The 20,949-nt window shown below is 70.3% G+C and carries 17 protein-coding genes; 15 read left to right on the top strand and 2 right to left on the bottom strand.

Annotated elements, in window-relative coordinates:
• The first annotated feature begins 67 nt into the window (after positions 1 to 67).
• The 4 genes from secD (at position 68) to relA (ending at position 6,278) form a co-directional block, all read left to right on the top strand.
• Positions 68 to 1,843 carry a protein translocase subunit SecD gene (secD, locus tag IE172_RS27940; RefSeq protein WP_190100095.1) on the top strand — a complete coding sequence of 592 codons (1,776 nt, stop codon included), beginning with the start codon at positions 68 to 70 and terminating at the stop codon, positions 1,841 to 1,843.
• A 3-nt stretch (positions 1,844 to 1,846) separates the two neighbouring features.
• Positions 1,847 to 2,965 carry a protein translocase subunit SecF gene (gene secF, locus IE172_RS27935; protein ID WP_190100094.1) on the top strand — a complete coding sequence of 373 codons (1,119 nt, stop codon included), beginning with the start codon at positions 1,847 to 1,849 and terminating at the stop codon, positions 2,963 to 2,965.
• Positions 2,962 to 3,510: an adenine phosphoribosyltransferase gene (locus IE172_RS27930; RefSeq protein ID WP_190100093.1), complete on the top strand. Its 549-nt coding sequence runs from the start codon at positions 2,962 to 2,964 to the stop codon at positions 3,508 to 3,510. The genes secF and IE172_RS27930 overlap by 4 nt, the downstream gene beginning before the upstream one ends.
• Before the next feature lie 230 nt (positions 3,511 to 3,740).
• Positions 3,741 to 6,278: a GTP pyrophosphokinase gene (relA, locus tag IE172_RS27925; protein WP_190100092.1), complete on the top strand. Its 2,538-nt coding sequence runs from the start codon at positions 3,741 to 3,743 to the stop codon at positions 6,276 to 6,278.
• 58 nt (positions 6,279 to 6,336) lie between these two features.
• Here the strand turns inward: relA and IE172_RS27920 are convergent, their stop codons facing one another.
• Complete coding sequence (locus tag IE172_RS27920; protein ID WP_190100091.1) at positions 6,337 to 7,566, bottom strand: DUF349 domain-containing protein; 1,230 nt, start codon at positions 7,564 to 7,566, stop codon at positions 6,337 to 6,339.
• 138 nt (positions 7,567 to 7,704) lie between these two features.
• Positions 7,705 to 8,526 (bottom strand): peptidylprolyl isomerase, encoded by an 822-nt coding sequence (locus IE172_RS27915; RefSeq protein ID WP_190100090.1) that lies wholly within the window; start codon positions 8,524 to 8,526, stop codon positions 7,705 to 7,707.
• 183 nt (positions 8,527 to 8,709) lie between these two features.
• Here IE172_RS27915 and IE172_RS27910 point away from each other — a divergent pair, with 183 nt between their 5' ends.
• From IE172_RS27910 to IE172_RS27860, 11 genes are all read left to right on the top strand, one after another.
• Positions 8,710 to 9,426, top strand: coding sequence for an MBL fold metallo-hydrolase (locus IE172_RS27910; RefSeq protein WP_190100089.1), 717 nt, complete (start codon positions 8,710 to 8,712; stop codon positions 9,424 to 9,426).
• 12 nt (positions 9,427 to 9,438) lie between these two features.
• Positions 9,439 to 10,701, top strand: a complete 1,263-nt coding sequence (gene hisS, locus IE172_RS27905; RefSeq protein ID WP_190100088.1) for a histidine--tRNA ligase — start codon at positions 9,439 to 9,441, stop codon at positions 10,699 to 10,701.
• A gap of 260 nt (positions 10,702 to 10,961) precedes the next feature.
• Positions 10,962 to 11,630, top strand: coding sequence for a vitamin K epoxide reductase family protein (locus IE172_RS27900; RefSeq protein ID WP_190100087.1), 669 nt, complete (start codon positions 10,962 to 10,964; stop codon positions 11,628 to 11,630).
• A gap of 43 nt (positions 11,631 to 11,673) precedes the next feature.
• Entirely contained in the window at positions 11,674 to 13,029 is a 1,356-nt protein-coding gene (locus tag IE172_RS27895; protein ID WP_190100086.1) for a replication-associated recombination protein A, read from the top strand.
• Between the two features lie 300 nt (positions 13,030 to 13,329).
• Positions 13,330 to 13,944, top strand: coding sequence for a 30S ribosomal protein S4 (gene rpsD, locus IE172_RS27890; protein WP_189560244.1), 615 nt, complete (start codon positions 13,330 to 13,332; stop codon positions 13,942 to 13,944).
• Between the two features lie 202 nt (positions 13,945 to 14,146).
• Positions 14,147 to 14,599 (top strand): DUF948 domain-containing protein, encoded by a 453-nt coding sequence (locus IE172_RS27885; protein ID WP_190100085.1) that lies wholly within the window; start codon positions 14,147 to 14,149, stop codon positions 14,597 to 14,599.
• Between the two features lie 7 nt (positions 14,600 to 14,606).
• On the top strand, positions 14,607 to 14,978 hold the full coding sequence (locus tag IE172_RS27880; protein ID WP_190100084.1) for a hypothetical protein: 372 nt from the start codon (positions 14,607 to 14,609) through the stop codon (positions 14,976 to 14,978).
• The gene (alaS, locus tag IE172_RS27875) at positions 14,978 to 17,647 is read left to right on the top strand and encodes an alanine--tRNA ligase (RefSeq protein ID WP_190100083.1); all 2,670 of its coding nucleotides are present in this window, start codon (positions 14,978 to 14,980) and stop codon (positions 17,645 to 17,647) included. The genes IE172_RS27880 and alaS overlap by 1 nt, the downstream gene beginning before the upstream one ends.
• Before the next feature lie 35 nt (positions 17,648 to 17,682).
• Positions 17,683 to 18,147, top strand: coding sequence for a Holliday junction resolvase RuvX (gene ruvX / locus IE172_RS27870; protein ID WP_190100154.1), 465 nt, complete (start codon positions 17,683 to 17,685; stop codon positions 18,145 to 18,147).
• Positions 18,148 to 18,274: 127 nt separating this feature from the next.
• Positions 18,275 to 19,999: an endolytic transglycosylase MltG gene (gene mltG, locus IE172_RS27865; protein ID WP_190100082.1), complete on the top strand. Its 1,725-nt coding sequence runs from the start codon at positions 18,275 to 18,277 to the stop codon at positions 19,997 to 19,999.
• Positions 19,996 to 20,820, top strand: coding sequence for a shikimate dehydrogenase (locus tag IE172_RS27860; RefSeq protein WP_190100081.1), 825 nt, complete (start codon positions 19,996 to 19,998; stop codon positions 20,818 to 20,820). The genes mltG and IE172_RS27860 overlap by 4 nt, the downstream gene beginning before the upstream one ends.
• The last annotated feature ends 129 nt before the right edge of the window (positions 20,821 to 20,949 follow it).

Below are 20,949 nucleotides of genomic sequence, written 5' to 3'. Positions count from 1 at the left end.
CGACACCACGTCATGGCCGCCCGCACCCCGACCAGGAGCGAGGCGGCCCGAGAGGGAGTACGAGAAGGTGGCAGCACTCAAAAAGGGAAAGACAGCGAGCGCCACAAGTAAGCCGTGGCGCTCGCTGGCCCTCATGCTCATCGCCATCGTGGCGCTCACCGGGGGGATGTTCGCCTCCGGGCACACCACTCCGCGTCTCGGTATCGACCTCGCGGGTGGCACCAGTATCACCCTGGCAGCGGTCCCCGAGGCCGGCCAGGAGTCCGCGATCAACAAGACCAACATGGACACCGCGGTCTCCATCATGGAGCGGCGTGTCAACGGTCTCGGTGTCTCCGAGGCCGAGGTCCAGACGCAGGGCACCCGCAACATCATCGTCAACATTCCCAAGGGCACGAACTCCAAGCAGGCCCGGGAACAGGTCGGTACGACCGCCAAGCTCTACTTCCGCCCCGTCGTCGCCACCGAGCTCGCCGGCGGCGGCGCCGCTCCGACGCCCAGCGCCACCGGCGGCGCCCCGGAGCAGGACTCCGGCAAGGACAAGGCCACCGAGAAGGCGACCGACGGCTCGTCCCCGTCCGCCACCGGCAGCCCGTCGGCGAGCGCCACCACCCAGGGCCGCGCGGTCACCGACGCCCTGAAGGCCGACGAGACCCCCTCCGCCTCCCCGAGCGGCAAGGCCGGCGACACGGCCGAGCCCGCCCCGTCCGCGACCGGCGGCGCCTCCGGCGACGACAGCGAGCTCCAGGCCCAGTACGCCGCGCTCGACTGCACCAAGGAGAGCGTCCGCGCCAAGGCCGGTGACGGCGCCAAGGCCACCGACTCCACCGTCGCCTGCGGCCAGAACTCCCAGGGCCAGTGGCAGAAGTACATCCTCGGCCCCGCCGCGGTCGACGGCACGGACGTCGACGAGGCCGACGCCGTCCTGAACACCCAGACCGGTGCCGGCTGGACCGTCACCATGAAGTTCAGCGACGCCGGCTCCAAGAAGTTCGCCGACATCACCGGGCAGCTCGCCCAGCAGCAGTCCCCGCAGAACCAGTTCGCCATCGTCCTGGACAACGAGGTCGTCTCCGACCCGTACGTGAGCCAGGCGCTGACCGGCGGCAACGCCGAGATCTCCGGCAACTTCAACCAGCAGTCGGCGCAGGAACTGGCCAACATGCTGTCCTACGGCGCCCTGCCCCTGACCTTCCGCGAGGACAGCGTCACCACCGTCACCGCCGCCCTCGGCGGTGAGCAGCTGCAGGCCGGTCTGATCGCCGGTGCGATCGGCCTCGCCCTGGTCGTCCTCTACCTGCTGGTCTACTACCGGGGCCTGTCCTTCATCGCCATCGCCTCCCTGCTGATCTCCGCGGCCCTCACCTACGTGATCATGTCGCTGCTCGGCCCGACCATCGGCTTCGCGCTGAACCTGCCGGCCGTGTGCGGAGCCATCGTCGCGATCGGCATCACGGCGGACTCGTTCATCGTGTTCTTCGAACGGGTCCGGGACGAGATCCGCGAGGGCCGTACGCTGCGCCCCTCCGTGGAGCGGGCCTGGCCGCGCGCCCGGCGCACCATCCTGGTCTCCGACTTCGTGTCGTTCCTCGCCGCCGCCGTGCTCTTCGTCGTGACCGTCGGCAAGGTGCAGGGCTTCGCCTTCACGCTCGGTCTGACCACCGTGCTCGACGTCGTGGTGGTGTTCTTCTTCACCAAGCCGCTGCTGACACTCATGGCCCGCCGGAAGTTCTTCGCGAGCGGTCACAAGTGGTCCGGGCTCGACCCGAAGGCGCTGGGCGCCAAACCACCGCTGCGCCGCACCCGTCGTCCCTCCGCCCCCGCCCTGACGAAGGAGGCGTGAGAGATGTCGAAACTCGGCACGCTGGGAGCCCGGCTCCACCACGGCGAGATCGGCTACGACTTCGTCAAGAAGCGCAAGATCTGGTACGGCGTCTCCATCCTCATCACCATCCTGGCCATCGTCGGCCTGGCGGTGCGCGGCCTGCACATGGGCATCGAGTTCCAGGGCGGAGCGGTCTTCACCACCCCGAAGAACATGAGCGTCTCGGTCGCCACGGCCGAGGGGTACGCGGAGGACGCCTCCGGTCACGACGCCATCGTCCAGAAGCTCGGTGACGGCAGCCTGCGCATCCAGGTCGCGGGCATCGACACCAGCACCTCGGACAAGATCAAGGACACGCTCGCCGATGACCTGAAGGTCAACGCCGAACAGATCAACGCCGAGCTGGTCGGGCCCAGCTGGGGCGAACAGATCGCCAACAAGGCCTGGCAGGGCCTCGCCATCTTCATGATCCTCGTGGTGATCTATCTGGCGATCGCCTTCGAGTGGCGGATGGCGGTCGCCGCGTTCGTCGCGCTGATCCACGACATCACGATCACCGTCGGCATCTACGCCCTCGTCGGCTTCGAGGTCACACCCGGCACGGTGATCGGTCTGCTGACCATCCTCGGCTACTCGCTGTACGACACGGTCGTCGTCTTCGACAGCCTCAAGGAACAGACAAAGGACATCACCAAGCAGACCCGCTGGACCTACAGCGAGATCGCCAACCGCTCCATCAACAGCACCCTGGTCCGCTCCGTCAACACCACGGTGGTCGCCCTGCTGCCGGTGGCGGGCCTGCTGTTCATCGGCGGTGGTGTCCTCGGCGCCGGCATGCTCAACGACATCTCGCTGTCGCTGTTCGTCGGCCTCGCCGCCGGCGCGTACTCCTCGATCTTCATCGCGACACCGCTCGTCGCCGACCTCAAGGAGCTCGAGCCGGGCATGAAGTCCCTCCGGAAGAGGGTCATGGCCAAGCGCGCCCAGGGCGCCGACCCGGGCGACCCGCAGATGGCCACGGTCGTCGCCGGGGACCACGGCGACGAACCCGAGGACGACGCCGCGCCAGCGGTCGTCGGACCGCGCCAGTCCGCCGCCCGCAACCGCGGCCGGGGCCGACCGTCGGGGAAGCGCCGATGACCGAGCTCACGAACGTCCCGGCGCTGCTCCTCAGCCGGATCCGGGACGTGGCGGACTACCCGGAGCCGGGCGTGATGTTCAAGGACATCACCCCGCTCCTGGCGGACCCCGAGGCGTTCTCCGCTCTCAGCGACGTCCTCGCGGGCATCGCCCGGAGCACCGGCGCCACCAAGATCGTCGGCCTGGAGGCCCGGGGCTTCATCCTCGGCGCCCCGGTGGCCGTCCGCGCCGGTCTGGGCTTCATCCCGGTGCGCAAGGCGGGCAAGCTCCCCGGAGCCACCCTCAGCCAGGCGTACGACCTGGAGTACGGATCCGCCGAGATCGAGATCCACGCGGAGGACCTGACCCGTGACGACCGGGTCCTGGTGATCGACGACGTCCTCGCCACCGGCGGTACCGCCGAGGCGTCGGTCGAGCTCGTCCGCAGGGCGGGCGCCGAGGTGGCCGGTCTCGCGGTCCTGATGGAGCTGACGTTCCTCGGCGGACGGCAGCGGCTCGAGGCCGCGCTGGCCGGAGCGCCGCTGGAGGCACTCATCGCCGTGTGAGCGGACACCACGAGGGCGCCCCGGAACCCGTTCCGGGGCGCTTTCGCGTCGCGTCACCCGGGACCGGTGCGCGGCACGGGGCGGACTCGGAGGAATCCGGTGTCCGTCCCGTGCGTTTCCCGGGTAGACGGTCCTCACACCGCTCCGAAGGCGATCCGTGAGCAGGGGATCGCTACCATGGGGTCTCCGGAGCCTGACCGGGGGACCCGGATCGCGCACGAGGAGTCCTCTTGCCAGACGAGGCCCAGCATCTGACCGCAGCCAAGCCCGAGTCCGCCTCGGCGGCCGCGGCGAAGCCCGCGCCGAGCGCGCCCCACGCGAAGAACGACGCGCGTGGGCCGGTCCAGCACGCCCAGTCCGCGCCCGTGGACAAGCCCGAGCAGACGCGCCCCAAGCCGTCCCCGCCAGAGCGTTCCGCCGCCGTGGCCCGCCCCAACACCGGACAGCCCGCCCGCTCCGGATCCTCCAACCGCGTACGGGCCCGCCTCGCCCGGCTGGGCGTCCAGCGCGCCAACCCCTACAACCCGGTGCTGGAGCCGCTGCTGCGCATCGTCCGCAGCAACGACCCCAAGATCGAGAACGCCACCCTGCGCCAGATCGAGCGCGCCTACCAGGTCGCCGAGCGCTGGCACCGCGGCCAGAAACGCAAGAGCGGCGACCCGTACATCACGCACCCGCTCGCGGTGACCACCATCCTCGCCGAGCTCGGCATGGACCCGGCCACGCTCATGGCCGGCCTGCTGCACGACACCGTCGAGGACACCGAGTACGGCCTGGAGGACCTCCGCCGCGACTTCGGTGACGTGGTCACCCTCCTCGTCGACGGCGTCACCAAGCTCGACAAGGTCAAGTTCGGCGAGGCCGCCCAGGCCGAGACCGTGCGCAAGATGGTCGTCGCCATGGCCAAGGACCCCCGCGTCCTGGTCATCAAGCTCGCCGACCGCCTGCACAACATGCGCACCATGCGCTACCTCAAGCGTGAGAAGCAGGAGAAGAAGGCGCGCGAGACCCTGGAGATCTACGCGCCGCTCGCCCACCGGCTGGGCATGAACACCATCAAGTGGGAGCTGGAGGACCTCGCCTTCGCGATCCTCTACCCCAAGATGTACGACGAGATCGTGCGCCTGGTCGCCGAGCGGGCGCCCAAGCGCGACGAGTACCTGGCCATCGTCACCGACGAGGTCCAGCAGGACCTGCGCGCCGCCCGCATCAAGGCGACCGTCACCGGCCGCCCCAAGCACTACTACAGCGTCTACCAGAAGATGATCGTCCGCGGCCGTGACTTCGCGGAGATCTACGACCTGGTGGGCATCCGCGTCCTCGTGGACACCGTCCGCGACTGCTACGCGGCCCTCGGCACCGTGCACGCGCGATGGAACCCGGTCCCCGGCCGGTTCAAGGACTACATCGCGATGCCCAAGTTCAACATGTACCAGTCGCTGCACACGACGGTCATCGGCCCCGGCGGCAAGCCGGTCGAGCTGCAGATCCGCACCTTCGACATGCACCGCCGCGCCGAGTACGGCATCGCCGCGCACTGGAAGTACAAGCAGGAAGCCGTCGCCGGCGCCTCCAAGGTCCGTACCGACGTACCCAAGGCGACCGGCAAGGCCGGCAGGGACTCGGCCGCCATCAACGACATGGCGTGGCTGCGGCAGCTCCTGGACTGGCAGAAGGAGACCGAGGACCCGGGCGAGTTCCTGGAGTCCCTGCGCTTCGACCTCTCGCGCAACGAGGTGTTCGTCTTCACCCCGAAGGGCGACGTCATAGCGCTGCCCGCCGGTGCCACCCCCGTGGACTTCGCCTACGCGGTCCACACCGAGGTCGGCCACCGCACCATAGGGGCACGGGTCAACGGCCGTCTCGTACCGCTGGAGTCCACCCTCGACAACGGCGACCTGGTGGAGGTCTTCACCTCCAAGGCGGCCGGCGCCGGCCCCTCCCGTGACTGGCTCGGCTTCGTCAAGTCACCCCGCGCCCGCAACAAGATCCGCGCCTGGTTCTCCAAGGAGCGCCGGGACGAGGCCATCGAGCACGGCAAGGACTCCATCGTCCGCGCCATGCGCAAGCAGAACCTGCCCATCCAGCGCATCCTCACCGGTGACTCCCTGGTCACCCTCGCGCACGAGATGCGCTACTCGGACATCTCCGCCCTGTACGCGGCGATCGGCGAGGGCCACGTCTCCGCGCAGAACATCGTGCAGAAGCTCGTCCAGGCCCTCGGCGGCGAGGAGGCGGCCACCGAGGAGATCGACGAGAGCGTCCCGCCGGCCCGCGGCCGCAGCCGCAAGCGCCGCGCCGGCTCCGACCCCGGCGTCATCGTCAAGGGCGTCGAGGACGTCTGGGTCAAGCTCGCCCGCTGCTGCACCCCGGTCCCGGGGGACCCCATCATCGGCTTCGTCACCCGCGGCAGCGGCGTCTCCGTGCACCGCAGCGACTGCGTCAACGTCGACTCGCTGTCCCGCGAGCCCGAGCGGATCCTCGAGGTCGAGTGGGCGCCGACCCAGTCCTCGGTGTTCCTGGTCGCCATCCAGGTCGAGGCGCTGGACCGTTCCCGGCTGCTGTCGGACGTCACCCGCGTCCTGTCCGACCAGCACGTCAACATCCTCTCCGCCGCCGTGCAGACTTCCCGCGACCGCGTCGCCACCTCCCGCTTCACCTTCGAGATGGGCGACCCCAAGCACCTCGGGCACGTCCTGAAGGCCGTGCGCGGTGTGGAGGGCGTCTACGACGTCTACCGCGTCACCTCGGCCCGCAACCGTACGTAGGACACACGAAGAGGGGCCGCCGTACCCCGGTACGGCGGCCCCTCTTCGTGGGCGGTTCTCAGCCGCCGAACTCCTGCAGGCCCTTCAGCGCCTGGTCCAGCAGCGCCTGGCGGCCCGCCAGCTCACGCTCGAGCTTCTCCGCCCTGGCGGTGCTGCCCTGCGCACGCGCCTGCTCGATCTGGCCCGTCAGCTTGTCCACGGCCGCCTGGAGCTGACCGGTCAGACCCGCGGCACGCGCGCGTGCCTCCGGGTTCGTCCGGCGCCACTCGGCCTCCTCGGCCTCCTGCAGGGCACGCTCCACGGTGTGCATCCGGCCCTCGACCTTCGGGCGGGCGTCCCGCGGCACGTGGCCGATGGCCTCCCAGCGCTCGTTGATCGCACGGAACGCGGCCCGCGCGGCCTTCAGGTCGGTGATCGGCAGAAGCTTCTCCGCCTCCCCGGCCAGCTCCTCCTTGAGCTTGAGGTTCTCGGCCTGCTCCGCGTCCCGCTCGGCGAAGACCGAGCCGCGGGCGGCGAAGAACACGTCCTGGGCGCCCCGGAAGCGGTTCCACAGGTCGTCCTCGTGCTCGCGCTGGGCGCGGCCCGCGGCCTTCCACTCCGTCATCAGCTCGCGGTAGCGGGCGGCCGTCGCACCCCAGTCCGTCGAGTTCGACAGCGACTCGGCCTCGGCGACCAGCCGTTCCTTGGTCTTACGGGCCTCCTCGCGCTGCGCGTCCAGCTGCGCGAAGTGCTGCTTGCGCCGCTTGGAGAACGCCGACCGCGCGTGCGAGAACCGGTGCCACAGCTCGTCGTCGGACTTGCGGTCCAGCCGCGGCAGGCCCTTCCAGGTGTCCACCAGCGACCGCAGCCGCTCACCGGCCGCCCGCCACTGGTCGGACTGCGCCAGTTCCTCGGCCTCGGTGACCAGTGCCTCCTTCGCGTGGCGCGCCTCGTCGGACTGCCGGGCCCGCTGCGCCCTGCGCTCCTCGCGGCGCGCTTCCACCAGCTCCACGAGCTTGTCCAGCCGGGCCCTGAGGGCGTCCAGGTCGCCGACCGCGTGATGGGCGTCGACCTGCTCGCGCAGGTGGCCGATCGCGGTCTGGGCGTCCTTGGACGACAGGTCGGTGGTCTTCACTCGCTTCTCGAGGAGGCCGATCTCGACAACCAGTCCCTCGTACTTGCGCTCGAAGTAGGCCAGCGCCTCCTCGGGGGAGCCCGCCTGCCAGGAACCGACGACCTGCTCACCGTCGGCCGTACGCACGTACACGGTCCCCGTCTCGTCGACGCGGCCCCACGGGTCGCTGCTCACAGCGCCTCCTCCACATGATGCCGTCGAGGGGGCCTGCGAGCTCCCCCGGGCATCGTCCACAGTTTCGTCACGGCCAACATAGGCGACCGACGGGATGCCTGTCCGCATCCCGCGCGACCGAAATTACGCAGTTGGGGCTCAGGATTCGGTGACGGTCGCCTTGTCGATCACGACCGTCGCGTTGGGTGCCCCGTCACCGGCTCCGGTGTTCTCCCCGGCGCCCGCGATCTTCTTCAGCACCGCCATGCCGGCCTCCGACACGGTGCCGAACGGTGTGTAGTTGGGCGGAAGCTGACTGTCCTGGTAGACCAGGAAGAACTGGCTGCCACCACTGTCCTTCTGCCCGGTGTTGGCCATCGCGACCGTGCCCGCCGGGTAGATGTTGTCCTTCAGGCTCGCGTCCTTCAGGTTCTCGTCCGGGATCGTGTACCCGGGGCCGCCGGTACCGGTGCCCGTCGGGTCACCGCACTGCAGCACGTAGATGCCGTTGGTGGTGAGCCGGTGGCACTTGCTGTGGTCGAGGTAGCCCTTGTCCGCGAGGAACGCGAAGGAGTTGACGGTGTGCGGCGCCGCCGACGCCTTCAGCGCCAGGTCTATCGAACCGCAGGTCGTGTCCAGCGTCATGGTGTACTTCGCCGACTTGTCGATGGACATCGCCGGCTCCTTCTTCCACGTCTGCGACTTGACCGCGCCCTCGGCGGGCTTGTCGCAGGGGTCCGGAGCCTTGCTGGCCGGCGCCGCGCTCGGCGTGACCTCCGCGTTCGCGTCGGTCTTGTCGTCGTCCCCCTCCAGCGCCCCGGTCGTGTACAGGCCGAGGCCGCCCACGAGGACCACACCGAGCACGGCCGCGATCACCGAGTTGCGCGTCCGCGACTTGCGGCGCGCCTCGGTGCGTCGCTGCTGCTGCCGCAAGAACTTCTCCCGGGCGAGCTGACGCCGCCGCTGTTCCTGGCTGACCACCGGGTTCTCTCCTCATGCGTGTCGTGTGCCGGCCGGTACGCGTGCGTGCGTGCGGTGAGCCGACCGCCTGCGTGTGCCCCGTACCGTATATGGGTTCGCTGAGGAATCGGCAGCGCCGGTAGGCTCTGACCACGGGCGAAGCCCCGTCGCAAGCCTCCCGTACCGACACAACGAAGGACGATCGTGCTCATTGCCGGGTTCCCCGCCGGGGCCTGGGGGACGAACTGTTATCTCGTCGCCCCCGCCGCCGGCGAGGAGTGCGTGATCATCGACCCCGGCCACCAGGCCGCCGACGGCGTGGCGGAGGCGGTCGCGAAGCACCGGCTCAAGCCCGTCGCCGTCGTCCTCACCCACGGCCACATCGACCATGTCGCCTCCGTCGTCCCCGTCTGCGGGGCGCACGACGTACCGGCCTGGATCCACCCCGAGGACCGCTACATGATGAGCGACCCCGAAAAGGGGATCGGCCGGGCCATCGGCATGCCGCTGATGGGCGAGCTGACCGTGGGCGAGCCCGACGACGTCAAGGAGCTCACCGACGGTTCCCGGCTGGAGCTGGCGGGCCTCACGTTCTCCGTCGCCCACGCGCCGGGCCATACCAAGGGGTCGGTGACCTTCAACATGCCCGAGGCGGCGGACATCCCGCCGGTCATGTTCTCGGGCGACCTGTTGTTCGCCGGCTCCATCGGACGCACCGACCTGCCCGGCGGTGACATGGCCGAGATGCTCGACTCGCTGGCCCGCGTGTGCCTGCCGCTCGACGACTCGACCGTGGTGCTGTCCGGCCACGGCCCCCAGACGACCATCGGCCAGGAGCGCGCCACCAACCCCTATCTGCGGCAGGTGGCGGCGGACCGCCAAGGACGCGGCGCCGCCGAGGCTCCCCGACGAGGAATGTGACGAGAGACTTCCGTGAGCACCTTCAAGGCCCCCAAGGGCACCTACGACCTGATCCCGCCGGACAGCGCGAAGTACCTCGCCGTCCGCGAGGCCATCGCGGCCCCGCTGCGCGGCTCGGGCTACGGCTACATCGAGACGCCCGGCTTCGAGAACGTCGAGCTGTTCGCACGCGGTGTCGGTGAGTCCACCGACATCGTCACCAAGGAGATGTACGCCTTCGAGACCAAGGGCGGCGACCGGCTCGCCCTGCGCCCCGAGGGCACCGCCTCCGTGCTGCGCGCCGCCCTGGAGGCCAACCTGCACAAGGCCGGCAACCTCCCGGTCAAGCTCTGGTACTCGGGCTCGTACTACCGCTACGAGCGCCCCCAGAAGGGCCGCTACCGCCACTTCTCCCAGGTCGGCGCGGAGGCGGTCGGCGCGGAGGACCCGGCCCTGGACGCCGAGCTCATCATCCTCGCCGACCAGGCGTACCGCTCACTGGGCCTGAGGAACTTCCGCATCCTGCTCAACAGCCTCGGCGACCAGGGGTGCCGCCCGGTGTACCGGGCCGCGCTGCAGGACTTCCTGCGCGGCCTCGACCTCGACGAGGACACCCTGCGCCGCGCGGAGATCAACCCGCTGCGCGTCCTGGACGACAAGCGCGAGTCGGTGCAGAAGCAGCTCACCGGAGCGCCGCTGCTGCGCGACTACCTCTGCGACGCCTGCAAGGCGTACCACGAGGAGGTGCGCGAGCTGATCACGGCGGCGGGTGTCACCTTCGAGGACGACCCCAAGCTGGTGCGCGGCCTGGACTACTACACGCGCACCACCTTCGAGTTCGTCCACGACGGCCTCGGATCGCAGTCCGCGGTGGGCGGCGGCGGACGCTACGACGGCCTGTCCGAGATGATCGGCGGCCCCGCGCTGCCGTCCGTCGGCTGGGCCCTCGGCGTCGACCGCACTGTACTGGCCCTGGAGGCGGAGGGTGTCGAGCTCGAACTCCCCGCATCCACCAGCGTGTTCGCGGTGCCGCTCGGCGAGGAGGCCCGCCGGGTGCTGTTCGCGAAGGTCACCGAACTGCGCAAGAACGGCGTGGCCGCGGACTTCGCCTACGGCGGCAAGGGCCTCAAGGCCGCGATGAAGGCCGCCAACCGCTCGGGCGCCCGCTACGCCCTGGTCCTCGGGGAACGCGACCTCGCCGAGGGCGTGGTGCAGCTCAAGGACATGGAGTCCGGCGAGCAGACCGCCGTCGGCGTGAACGAGATCGTGGCCGAACTGGAGTCGCGGCTCGGCTGACCCCGCGCGACAGGCGCCGGGTGCCCTCCGGGGTGCCCGGCGCCTTCGCGTCAACGGCGCGGCACCGCCCGGCACCCCCGGGAGGGATCCGGCAGGGAGCACCTGTGCGACGCCCCCACGCGTGTCGGCCGGAACCGAACGCTCCCGGGCGAACGCCGGTATGCCCTTATGCCCGCTCGACGGCGCATCCACAGTCCCGTACGGCACAATGGCCCCCAGCCAGAAGCAGGTCCACACTCTCTAGTGACGGAATCGGCGTGATGAGCAAGACGACAGTCAGGGACGTCGACATGGAGCCCGAACCCTCGGCCTCGCCGGAGCGCCCCGCCTCCGCGCCCCGCACGGAAGGCGCGAGCAGGGCCCTGGCCCTGCTCCTGGTGATCACCGGCGCCGCCGGTGTGCTCGCCGCGTGGGTGATCACACTCGACAAGTTCAAGCTGCTCGAGGCCAAGGTCAAGGGCGAGACGTTCGTCCCCGGGTGCAGCCTCAACCCCGTGGTCTCATGCGGCAGCGTCATGGAGAGCGACCAGGCCTCCGTCTTCGGCTTCCCCAACCCGATGCTCGGCCTCGTCACCTACGGCATCGTGGTCTGCGTCGGCATGAGCCTGCTGGCCCGCGCCCGCTTCCCGCGCTGGTACTGGCTCACCCTCAACGCGGGCATGCTCTTCGGCGTCGTCTTCTGCGCCTGGCTGATGTTCCAGTCGCTGTACCGGATCAACGCCCTGTGCCTGTGGTGCTGCCTGGCCTGGGTCGCCACGATCATCATGTTCTGGTACGTGACGTCGTTCAACGTCCGCAAGGGCTTCCTGCCCGCGCCGGGCTGGCTGAAGGGCTTCTTCGGCGAGTTCACCTGGGTGCTGCCGGTCCTGCACATCGGCATCATCGGCATGCTGATCCTGACCCGCTGGTGGGAGTTCTGGACCAGCTGACCGCCCGCCCCGGGCTGTCGGTGCGGTGCCTTAGGGTTTCAGCGTGGAGCCCGACCTGTTCACCGCCGCAGCAGAAGAACGCCAGGAGAAGGACCCGACCGGCAGCCCCCTGGCGGTCCGGATGCGCCCGCGCACCCTCGACGAGGTGGTGGGCCAGCAACACCTGCTGAAGCCGGGCTCCCCGCTGCGCAGACTGGTCGGCGAAGGAGCCTCGGGCCCCGCGGGTCCCTCCTCGGTGTTCCTCTGGGGCCCGCCCGGCACCGGCAAGACGACCCTGGCCTACGTCGTCTCCAAGGCCACCAACAAGCGCTTCGTCGAACTCTCGGCGATCACCGCGGGCGTCAAGGAGGTCCGCGCGGTCATCGACGGCGCCCGCCGCGCCTCCGGCGGGTACGGCCAGGAGACCGTCCTCTTCCTCGACGAGATCCACCGCTTCAGCAAGGCCCAGCAGGACTCCCTGCTCCCGGCCGTGGAGAACCGCTGGGTCACCCTGATCGCCGCGACCACCGAGAACCCCTACTTCTCGGTCATCTCCCCGCTGCTCTCCCGGTCCCTGCTGCTCACCCTCGAACCGCTCACCGACGCCGACATCCGCGACCTGCTCCAGCGGGCCCTCACCGACGAGCGGGGCCTCAGGAGCGCCCTCACCCTCCCCGACGACACCGCGGACCACCTCCAGCGGATCGCGGGGGGCGACGCCCGGCGCGCGCTCACCGCCCTGGAGGCCGCGGCCGGCGCCGCCCTCGACAAGGGCGAGGCGGAGATCACCCTGGCCACCCTGGAGGAGACGGTCGACCGGGCGGCGGTGAAGTACGACCGGGCCGGCGACCAGCACTACGACGTCGCCAGTGCCCTGATCAAGTCCATCCGCGGCTCCGACGTGGACGCCGCCCTGCACTACCTGGCCCGCATGATCGAAGCCGGCGAGGACCCCCGCTTCATCGCCCGCCGGCTGATGATCTCCGCCAGCGAGGACATCGGCCTCGCCGACCCCCACGCGCTGTCCGTCGCGGTCGCCGCCGCCCAGGCCGTCGCCATGATCGGCTTCCCCGAGGCCGCCCTCACCCTCAGCCACGCCACCATCGCGCTCGCCCTCGCGCCCAAGTCCAACGCGGCGACCACCGCCATCGGCGCCGCCCTGGACGACGTGCGCAAGGGCCTGGCCGGGCCCGTGCCGTCCCACCTGCGGGACAGCCACTACAAGGGGGCGACGAAGCTGGGGCACGGGAAGGGCTACACCTACCCGCACGACCTGCCCGAGGGCATCGCCGCCCAGCAGTACGCGCCGGACGCGCTGAAGGACCGCGAGTACTACGAGCCCACCCGGCACGGTGCGGAGGCCCGCTACGCGGACGCGGTGGAGTGGACCAGGAAGCACCTCGGTCGGAAGCGCTCGTGACCACCCTGTAGACTCGTGCGCAGTGCTGAGTCCCGTGTCCGGCTCCGGTCGGCGCCTCAGGCGGGACACCCAGCCGGATCTTCGATCCAGGAGCGTCGCGCACCGTCGTAGGTGTCGCGGGCAGCCCACCACCACCCGCACGTCAGGGGACCGGTCGGTGGGCCGTTCGTGTGCTGCACGTATGTGCCCAGACCAGGGGAGCGGCTGCCCACCAGGTCCCACCGGACCCGGGGGGAATCCCCAGGCTGCGGATGCGACCTCCCGTAACCCTGAGGCAGCCGAAAAGGAAAAGGAAAAGAAGTGGCGAACCAGTCCCGCCCCAAGGTCAAGAAGTCGCGTGCCCTCGGCATCGCGCTGACCCCGAAGGCCGTCAAGTACTTCGAGGCCCGCCCCTACCCCCCGGGTGAGCACGGCCGTGGCCGCAAGCAGAACTCGGACTACAAGGTCCGTCTGCTGGAGAAGCAGCGTCTGCGCGCGCAGTACGACCTCTCCGAGCGTCAGCTGGTCCGCGCCTACGAGCGCGCCTCCAAGACCTCGATGAAGACCGGCGAGGCCCTCGTCATCGAGCTCGAGCGCCGTCTCGACGCGCTGGTCCTGCGTTCGGGCATCGCCCGCACGATCTACCAGGCCCGCCAGATGGTCACGCACGGCCACATCCAGGTCAACGGCAAGAAGGTCGACAAGCCCTCCTTCCGTGTCCGCCCGGACGACGTCGTGCAGGTCCGTGAGCGCAGCAAGGAGAAGACCCTCTTCACGATCGCTCGTGAGGGTGGCTTCGCCCCCGACGGTGAGATCCCGCGCTACCTCCAGGTGAACCTCAAGGCCCTGGCGTTCCGCCTGGACCGTGAGCCGAACCGCAAGGAGATCCCGGTGATCTGCGACGAGCAGCTCGTCGTCGAGTACTACGCCCGCTGATCCCAGCAGGCACGCGGTGTCCAGAGCCCGCCGTCTCCCCGCCCCTCCGGGCGGACGAGGCGGCGGGTTCGTCTTTTCCCGCACCCCCTCCCGCGGCGACTCGGCCGGCGGCGCCCGGTAATCCGGTACGGAGGGGCGTCATGGGCGCGATAGGCTCGGGTACACGACTTTCTCGATGTTCAGGCGCGTGACAAGGGAGCGGGTGCACACAGTGTCCGGTGGCGAGGTGGCCGGAATCCTGGTGGCCGTGTTCTGGGCGATCCTGGTCTCCTTCCTCGCCGTCGCGCTGGCGAGGCTGGCCCAGACGCTCCGGGCGACCACCAAGCTCGTGGCGGAGGTGACCGACCAGGCGGTCCCGCTGCTGGCGGACGCCTCCACGGCGGTGCGGTCCGCGCAGACCCAGATCGAGCGGGTCGACGCGATCGCCTCCGACGTCCAGGAGGTCACCTCCAACGCCTCCGCCCTCTCGACCACCGTGGCCTCCACCTTCGGCGGCCCGCTGGTCAAGGTCGCCGCCTTCGGCTACGGCGTGCGCCGGGCCGTCAGCGGCCGCAAGGACGACGCCCCGGCCGAGGAGCCGCGGCGTTCCGTGATCGTGGGCCGTACCGTCCCGGGCGCGCGGCGTGACAAGCGGACCCGGGGAAAGAGGGACTGACCCAGCGATGTTCCGCCGAACGTTCTGGTTCACCAGCGGCGTCGCCGCCGGAGTGTGGGCCACCACCAAGGTCAACCGCAAGATCAAGCAGCTGACGCCCGAGCACCTCGCCGTCACCGCGGCGAACAAGGCGATCGAGGCCGGCGGCCGGCTCAGGGACCGCGCGGTCGACTTCGCGCTCGAGGTCCGCGACAACATGGCGCGGCGCGAGGCCGAACTGAGCGACGCGCTCGGGCTCAACGCCCCCGTCGACCGCGAACTCCCGCCGCCCCGGGGCTACGCCGTCATCGAGAACCGCACCAGCCCCAAGTACGTCGAGGGCCCCGCGCACAAGTCGACGTACACGACGTACCCGTACAACCGGAATGAGGACCACTGATGGAGTCGGCCGAGATTCGCCGCCGCTGGCTGAGCTTCTTCGAGGAGCGCGGGCACACCGTCGTCCCTTCGGCGTCGCTCATCGCGGACGACCCGACTCTGCTGCTCGTCCCGGCCGGCATGGTGCCCTTCAAGCCGTACTTCCTGGGTGAGGTCAAGCCGCCCTTCGAGCGTGCCACCAGCGTGCAGAAGTGCGTGCGCACCCCCGACATCGAAGAGGTCGGCAAGACCACCCGGCACGGCACGTTCTTCCAGATGTGCGGCAACTTCTCCTTCGGCGACTACTTCAAGGAAGGCGCCATCAAGCTCGCCTGGGAGCTGCTCACCGGCGCCCAGGACAAGGGCGGTTACGGCCTCGACCCCGAGCGCCTGTGGATCACCGTCTACCAGGACGACGACGAGGCCGAGCAGATCTGGCGCGACGTCGTCGGCGTGCCCGCCGAGCGCATCCAGCGCCTGGGCAAGAAGGACAACTTCTGGGACATGGGCGTCCCCGGCCCCTGCGGTCCCTGCTCCGAGATCAACTACGACCGCGGCCCCGAGTTCGGCGCCGAGGGCGGCCCCGCCGTCAACGACGAGCGGTACGTGGAGATCTGGAACCTGGTCTTCATGCAGTACGAGCGGGGCGAGGGTCCGGGCAAGGACTACCCGATCCTCGGGGACCTGCCGAGCAAGAACATCGACACCGGTCTCGGCCTCGAGCGGCTCGCCATGATTCTGCAGGACGTGCGGAACATGTACGAGATCGACACCTCCATGGCCGTCATCGACAAGGCCACCGAGCTGACCGGCGTCCGCTACGGCGACGCCCAGGCCTCGGACGTCTCGCTGCGCGTGGTCACCGACCACATGCGCACCTCCGTGATGCTCATCGGCGACGGCGTCACCCCCGGCAACGAGGGCCGCGGCTACGTGCTGCGCCGCATCATGCGCCGCGCCATCCGCAACATGCGCCTGCTCGGTGCCACCGGACCGGTCGTCAGGGACCTGATCGACGTCGTCATCCGCATGATGGGGCAGCAGTACCCCGAGCTGGTCACCGACCGCGAGCGGATCGAGAAGGTGGCCCTCGCCGAGGAGAACGCCTTCCTGAAGACGCTGAAGGCCGGCACCAACATCCTCGACACGGCCATCACCGACACCAAGTCCGCCGGCTCCACCGTGCTGCCCGGCGACAAGGCCTTCCTGCTCCACGACACCTGGGGCTTCCCGATCGACCTCACCCTGGAGATGGCCGCCGAGCAGGGGCTCTCCGTGGACGAGGACGGCTTCCGCCGCCTGATGAAGGAGCAGCGGGAGAAGGCCAAGGCCGACGCCCTGTCCAAGAAGACCGGCCACGCCGACCTCGGCGCCTACCGCGAGATCGCCGACCGCGCCGGGGCCACCGACTTCATCGGCTACACCGACACCGAGGGCGAGTCCACGGTCGTCGGCATCCTCGTCGACGGTGTCTCCTCGCCGGCCGCCACCGAGGGCGACGAGGTCGAGATCGTCCTCGACCGCACCCCGTTCTACGCCGAGGGCGGCGGCCAGATCGGCGACACCGGCCGGATCAGGGCCGACTCCGGTGCCGTCATCGAGATCCGCGACTGCCAGAAGCCGGTCCCGGGCGTCTACGTCCACAAGGGCGTCGTCCAGGTCGGCGAGATCACCGTCGGCGCCAAGGCCCAGGCCTCGATCGACGACCGCCGGCGCAAGTCCATCGCCCGCGCCCACTCGGCCACCCACCTCACCCACCAGGCGCTGCGCGACGCCCTCGGCCCGACGGCCGCCCAGGCCGGCTCCGAGAACCAGCCCGGCCGCTTCCGCTTCGACTTCGGCTCCCCGTCCGCCGTACCGCAGACGGTCATGCTGGACGTCGAGCAGAAGATCAACGAGGTGCTCGCCCGCGATCTCGACGTGCGCGCCGACGTCATGGGCATCGACGAGGCCAAGAAGCAGGGCGCCATCGCCGAGTTCGGCGAGAAGTACGGCGAGCGCGTCCGCGTCGTCACCATCGGCGACTTCTCCAAGGAGCTGTGCGGCGGCACCCACGTGCACAACACCGCCCAGCTGGGTCTGGTGAAGCTGCTCGGCGAGTCGTCCATCGGCTCCGGGGTGCGCCGCATCGAGGCCCTGGTCGGCGTGGACGCCTACAACTTCCTCGCCCGTGAGCACACGGTGGTCAACCAGCTCACCGAACTGCTCAAGGGCCGCTCGGAGGAACTGCCGGAGAAGGTCTCCGCCATGCTCGGCAAACTGAAGGACGCCGAGAAGGAGATCGAGAAGTTCCGCGCCGAGAAGGTCCTCCAGGCCGCCGCCGGTCTCGCCGAGTCCGCCAAGGACGTCAAGGGCGTCGCCCTGGTCACCGGCCAGGTCCCGCACGGCACCGCCGCCGACGACCTGCGCAAGCTGGTCCTCGACGTGCGCGGCCGCATCCAGGGCGGACGGGCCGCCGTCGTCGCCCTCTTCGCGGTCAGCAACGGCAAGCCGCTCACCGTCATCGCCACCAACGAGGCCGCCCGCGAGCGCGGTCTCAAGGCCGGTGACCTGGTGCGCACCGCCGCCAGGACGCTCGGCGGCGGTGGCGGCGGCAAGCCGGACGTCGCCCAGGGCGGCGGTCAGAACCCGGCCGCCGTCGGCGAGGCCGTCGACGCCGTCGAGCGCCTCGTGGCGGACACCGCCAAGTGAACGGACCGGCGAACGAGCGGACGGACGGCCCGGCGATGCGCCGCGGCCGCCGTCTCGCGGTCGACGTCGGGGACGCCCGCATCGGGGTCGCCTCCTGCGACCCCGACGGGATCCTCGCCACCCCCGTCGAGACCGTCCCCGGCCGGGACGTCCCGGCCGCGCACCGCAGACTGAGGCAGCTCGTCGAGGAGTACGAGCCCATCGAGGTCGTCGCCGGCCTGCCCCGCTCCCTCAAGGGCGGCGAGGGCCCCGCCGCGGCGAAGGTCCGCGGCTTCGTCCTCGAACTGGCCCGTCTGATCGCGCCCGTTCCGGTGCGCCTCGTCGACGAACGCATGACGACGGTGACGGCCAGTCAGGGGCTGCGCGCCTCCGGTGTGAAGTCCAGGAAGGGCCGCTCCGTCATCGACCAGGCGGCCGCGGTGATCATCCTCCAGCAGGCACTGGAATCCGAACGGGTGTCAGGCAGACCACCCGGTGAGGGCGTCGAAGTGGTCATCTGATCGCGATACGGTAACGTTCCGCGCGATGCGGGCGGTGTTCGAACAGCCGGCGCACAGAGAGAGACGGGACGGAAGCCGTGGTCTTCAGGTGGCCGGGCGCCCGCCGCCTCGCGGCTCTAGGGGATCGATGACTGAGTATGGCCGGGGCCAAGGCTCCGAACCGTGGCATCCGGACGACCCGTTGTACGGGGACGGCGGATGGGGAGGACAGCAGGCCCAGCAGGGCCCGCCGTCCCCTTACGACGGCCGGCCCCAGCAGCAGTACCCGCAGCAGCCGCAGGGGCAGCAGTACGGCGACTGGGGCAGTGGCGAGCAGCAGGGGTACGGGCAGCAGCCCGACCAGCAGGGCTACGGGCAGCAGCAGTACCCGCAGTACGACCAGCAGTACGCCCCGCAGCAGCAGCAGCCGCAGTACGACCAGAACCCGCAGCACCAGAACCAGCCCCAGCCGCAGTACGACCAGAACGGCTGGCCCGTCGGCGCGCACCACCCGCAGGACCCCTACGCCGCCGACCCGGCGAACCCGTACGGGCAGCAGCCGGGCGGCTACGGCGGGGACCAGGGCGACTACTACGGCACCGCCGACGCCTATCCGCCGCCCGAACCGCCCAACCGCCGCCGCACCGAACCCGAGCCCGAGCCGGACACCGACTGGGACCCGGGCCCCGACCAGGGCGAGCACGCCTTCTTCGCCGGCGGCGACGACGACCGCGACGACGACGAACCGGCCGACCGGCGCGGACGCGGCGAGCGCCGCGGCGGCAAGGAGAAGAAACGACGCAGCGGTCTGGCCTGCCTCGTGGTGGTCGCGGTCTTCGGCGGCGGCCTGGCCGGTGTCGCTTACTTCGGCTACCAGTTCTACCAGGATCGTTTCGGCAGCCCCGAGGACTACGCGGGCGGCGGCAACGGCCAGCAGGTGACCGTCACGATCCCCAAGGGCTCGGGCGGCTACGCCATCGGCCAGGAACTCAAGAAGAACGGCGTCGTCAAGAGCGTCGACGCGTTCGTCGCGGCCCAGGCGTCCAACCCGCAGGGCAACACCATCCAGGACGGCGTGTACACGCTGCAGAAGGAGATGTCGGCGGCCAGTGCGGTGGAGCTGATGCTCAGCCCCAAGAGCCGCAACAACCTGATCATCGCCGAGGGCAAGCGCAACGCCGACATCTACAAGCTGATCGACGCGCGCCTCGGGGTGACGGCGGGCACCACGGCCAAGGTGGCCGAGGAGGACTGGGAGAAGCTCGGTCTGCCCGAGTGGGCCAAGAACCACAAGGACGTCAAGGACCCGCTGGAAGGATTCCTCTTCCCGTCCAGCTACGGCGTGTCCAAGGGACAGAAGCCCGAGGACGTCCTCAAGCGCATGGTCGCGCAGGCCACCGAGGTGTACGACAAGCTGGGGGTCGAGAAGGAGGCCGCGAAGCTCGGGCTGGAGAACCCGTGGCAGCTGGTCACCATCGCCAGCCTCGTCCAGGCGGAGGGCACCAGCCACAGCGACTTCCGCAAGATGGCCGAGGTCATCTACAACCGCCTCGAACCCGGCAACACCGAGACCAACGGCATGCTGGAGTTCGACTCCACGTACAACTACATCAAGAACCAGAGCAAGATCGACCTGACCCTCGCGGAACTCAGGAACTACGACAACCCGTACAACACGTACTTCTACAAGGGCCTGCCGCCCGGACCGATCAGCAACCCCGGTGAGGACGCGATCAAGGGCGCGCTCGACCCGACGGACGAGGGCTGGTTCTACTTCATCTCACTCGACGGGAAGACCAGCAAGTTCACCAGGACCAACGCCGAACACGCCAAGCTGGTCAAGGAGTTCAACGAATCCAGGAAGAGCGGATGACCTCGCGCCGCGCCGCCGTCCTCGGCTCCCCGATCGTCCACTCCCTCTCCCCGGTGCTGCACCGGGCCGCGTACGCGGAACTGGGTCTCGAGGGCTGGACGTACGAGCGCTTCGAGGTGGACGAGGAGGCGCTGCCTGGGTTCCTCGGGACGCTGGGCCCGGACTGGGCCGGCCTGTCCCTGACCATGCCGCTGAAGCGGGCGGTCGTCCCGCTGCTCGACGGGATCAGCGAGACGGCGGCCTCCGTGGACGCGGTCAACACCGTCGTCCTCCACGAGGACGGCCGCAGGACCGGCGACAACACCGACATCCCCGGCATCGTCGCCGCCCTGCGCGAACACGGCATCGAGACGGTGGAGACCGCCGCCGTCCTCGGCGCCGGAGCCACCGCATCCTCCGCTCTCGCCGCCCTCGCGCGGATCTGCACGGGGGAGGTCACCGTCCACGTCCGCAGCGAGGCCCGGGCGGCCGAGATGCGCCGGTGGGCCGAGCGGCTCGGCGTCCCGGTACGCATCGCCGACTGGGCGGATGCCGAACAGGCCCTCCACGCGCCGCTGGTCGTCAGCACCACCCCGGCCGGTGTCACGGACGCGCTCGCCCGGGCCGTCCCGGAACGCCCGGCGGCCCTCTTCGACGTGCTGTACGACCCCTGGCCGACCGCCCTCGCCGCTCGCTGGTCCGCGTACGGAGGTGCCGTGATCAGCGGGCTCGACCTGCTGGTGCACCAGGCGGTACTCCAGGTGGAACAGATGACGGGACGCTCCCCGGCCCCGCTGGACGCCATGCGGAAGGCGGGAGAGCGGGCCCTCGCCGCCCGCTGAGCCCCGGGCCGAGGGATCGGACCGCCCGGCGGCCGAGCGGCGCCGGCCTCCTCGGCACCCACGTCCCGGCAGGTCCCAGGGGGAGGGCAGCGCCTGATCCCCGCTCCGCCCGGACCGCGATCACGCCCG

It is taken from the genome of Streptomyces griseoflavus, from assembly GCF_014649995.1.
GTDB classification, from domain to species: domain Bacteria; phylum Actinomycetota; class Actinomycetes; order Streptomycetales; family Streptomycetaceae; genus Streptomyces; species Streptomyces griseoflavus.
This window is presented reverse-complemented; position numbering and strand designations above follow the sequence as displayed.

Bases quoted from the DNA above. Each gene is read 5' to 3' on its own strand.
- secF (WP_190100094.1), top strand. From the start codon at position 1,847: ATGTCGAAACTCGGCACGCTGGGAGCCCGGCTCCACCACGGCGAGATC.
- IE172_RS27930 (WP_190100093.1), top strand. From the start codon at position 2,962: ATGACCGAGCTCACGAACGTCCCGGCGCTGCTCCTCAGCCGGATCCGG.
- IE172_RS27900 (WP_190100087.1), top strand. From the start codon at position 10,962: ATGAGCAAGACGACAGTCAGGGACGTCGACATGGAGCCCGAACCCTCG.
- IE172_RS27880 (WP_190100084.1), top strand. From the start codon at position 14,607: ATGTTCCGCCGAACGTTCTGGTTCACCAGCGGCGTCGCCGCCGGAGTG.
- alaS (WP_190100083.1), top strand. From the start codon at position 14,978: ATGGAGTCGGCCGAGATTCGCCGCCGCTGGCTGAGCTTCTTCGAGGAG.
- ruvX (WP_190100154.1), top strand. From the start codon at position 17,683: ATGCGCCGCGGCCGCCGTCTCGCGGTCGACGTCGGGGACGCCCGCATC.
- mltG (WP_190100082.1), top strand. From the start codon at position 18,275: ATGACTGAGTATGGCCGGGGCCAAGGCTCCGAACCGTGGCATCCGGAC.
- IE172_RS27860 (WP_190100081.1), top strand. From the start codon at position 19,996: ATGACCTCGCGCCGCGCCGCCGTCCTCGGCTCCCCGATCGTCCACTCC.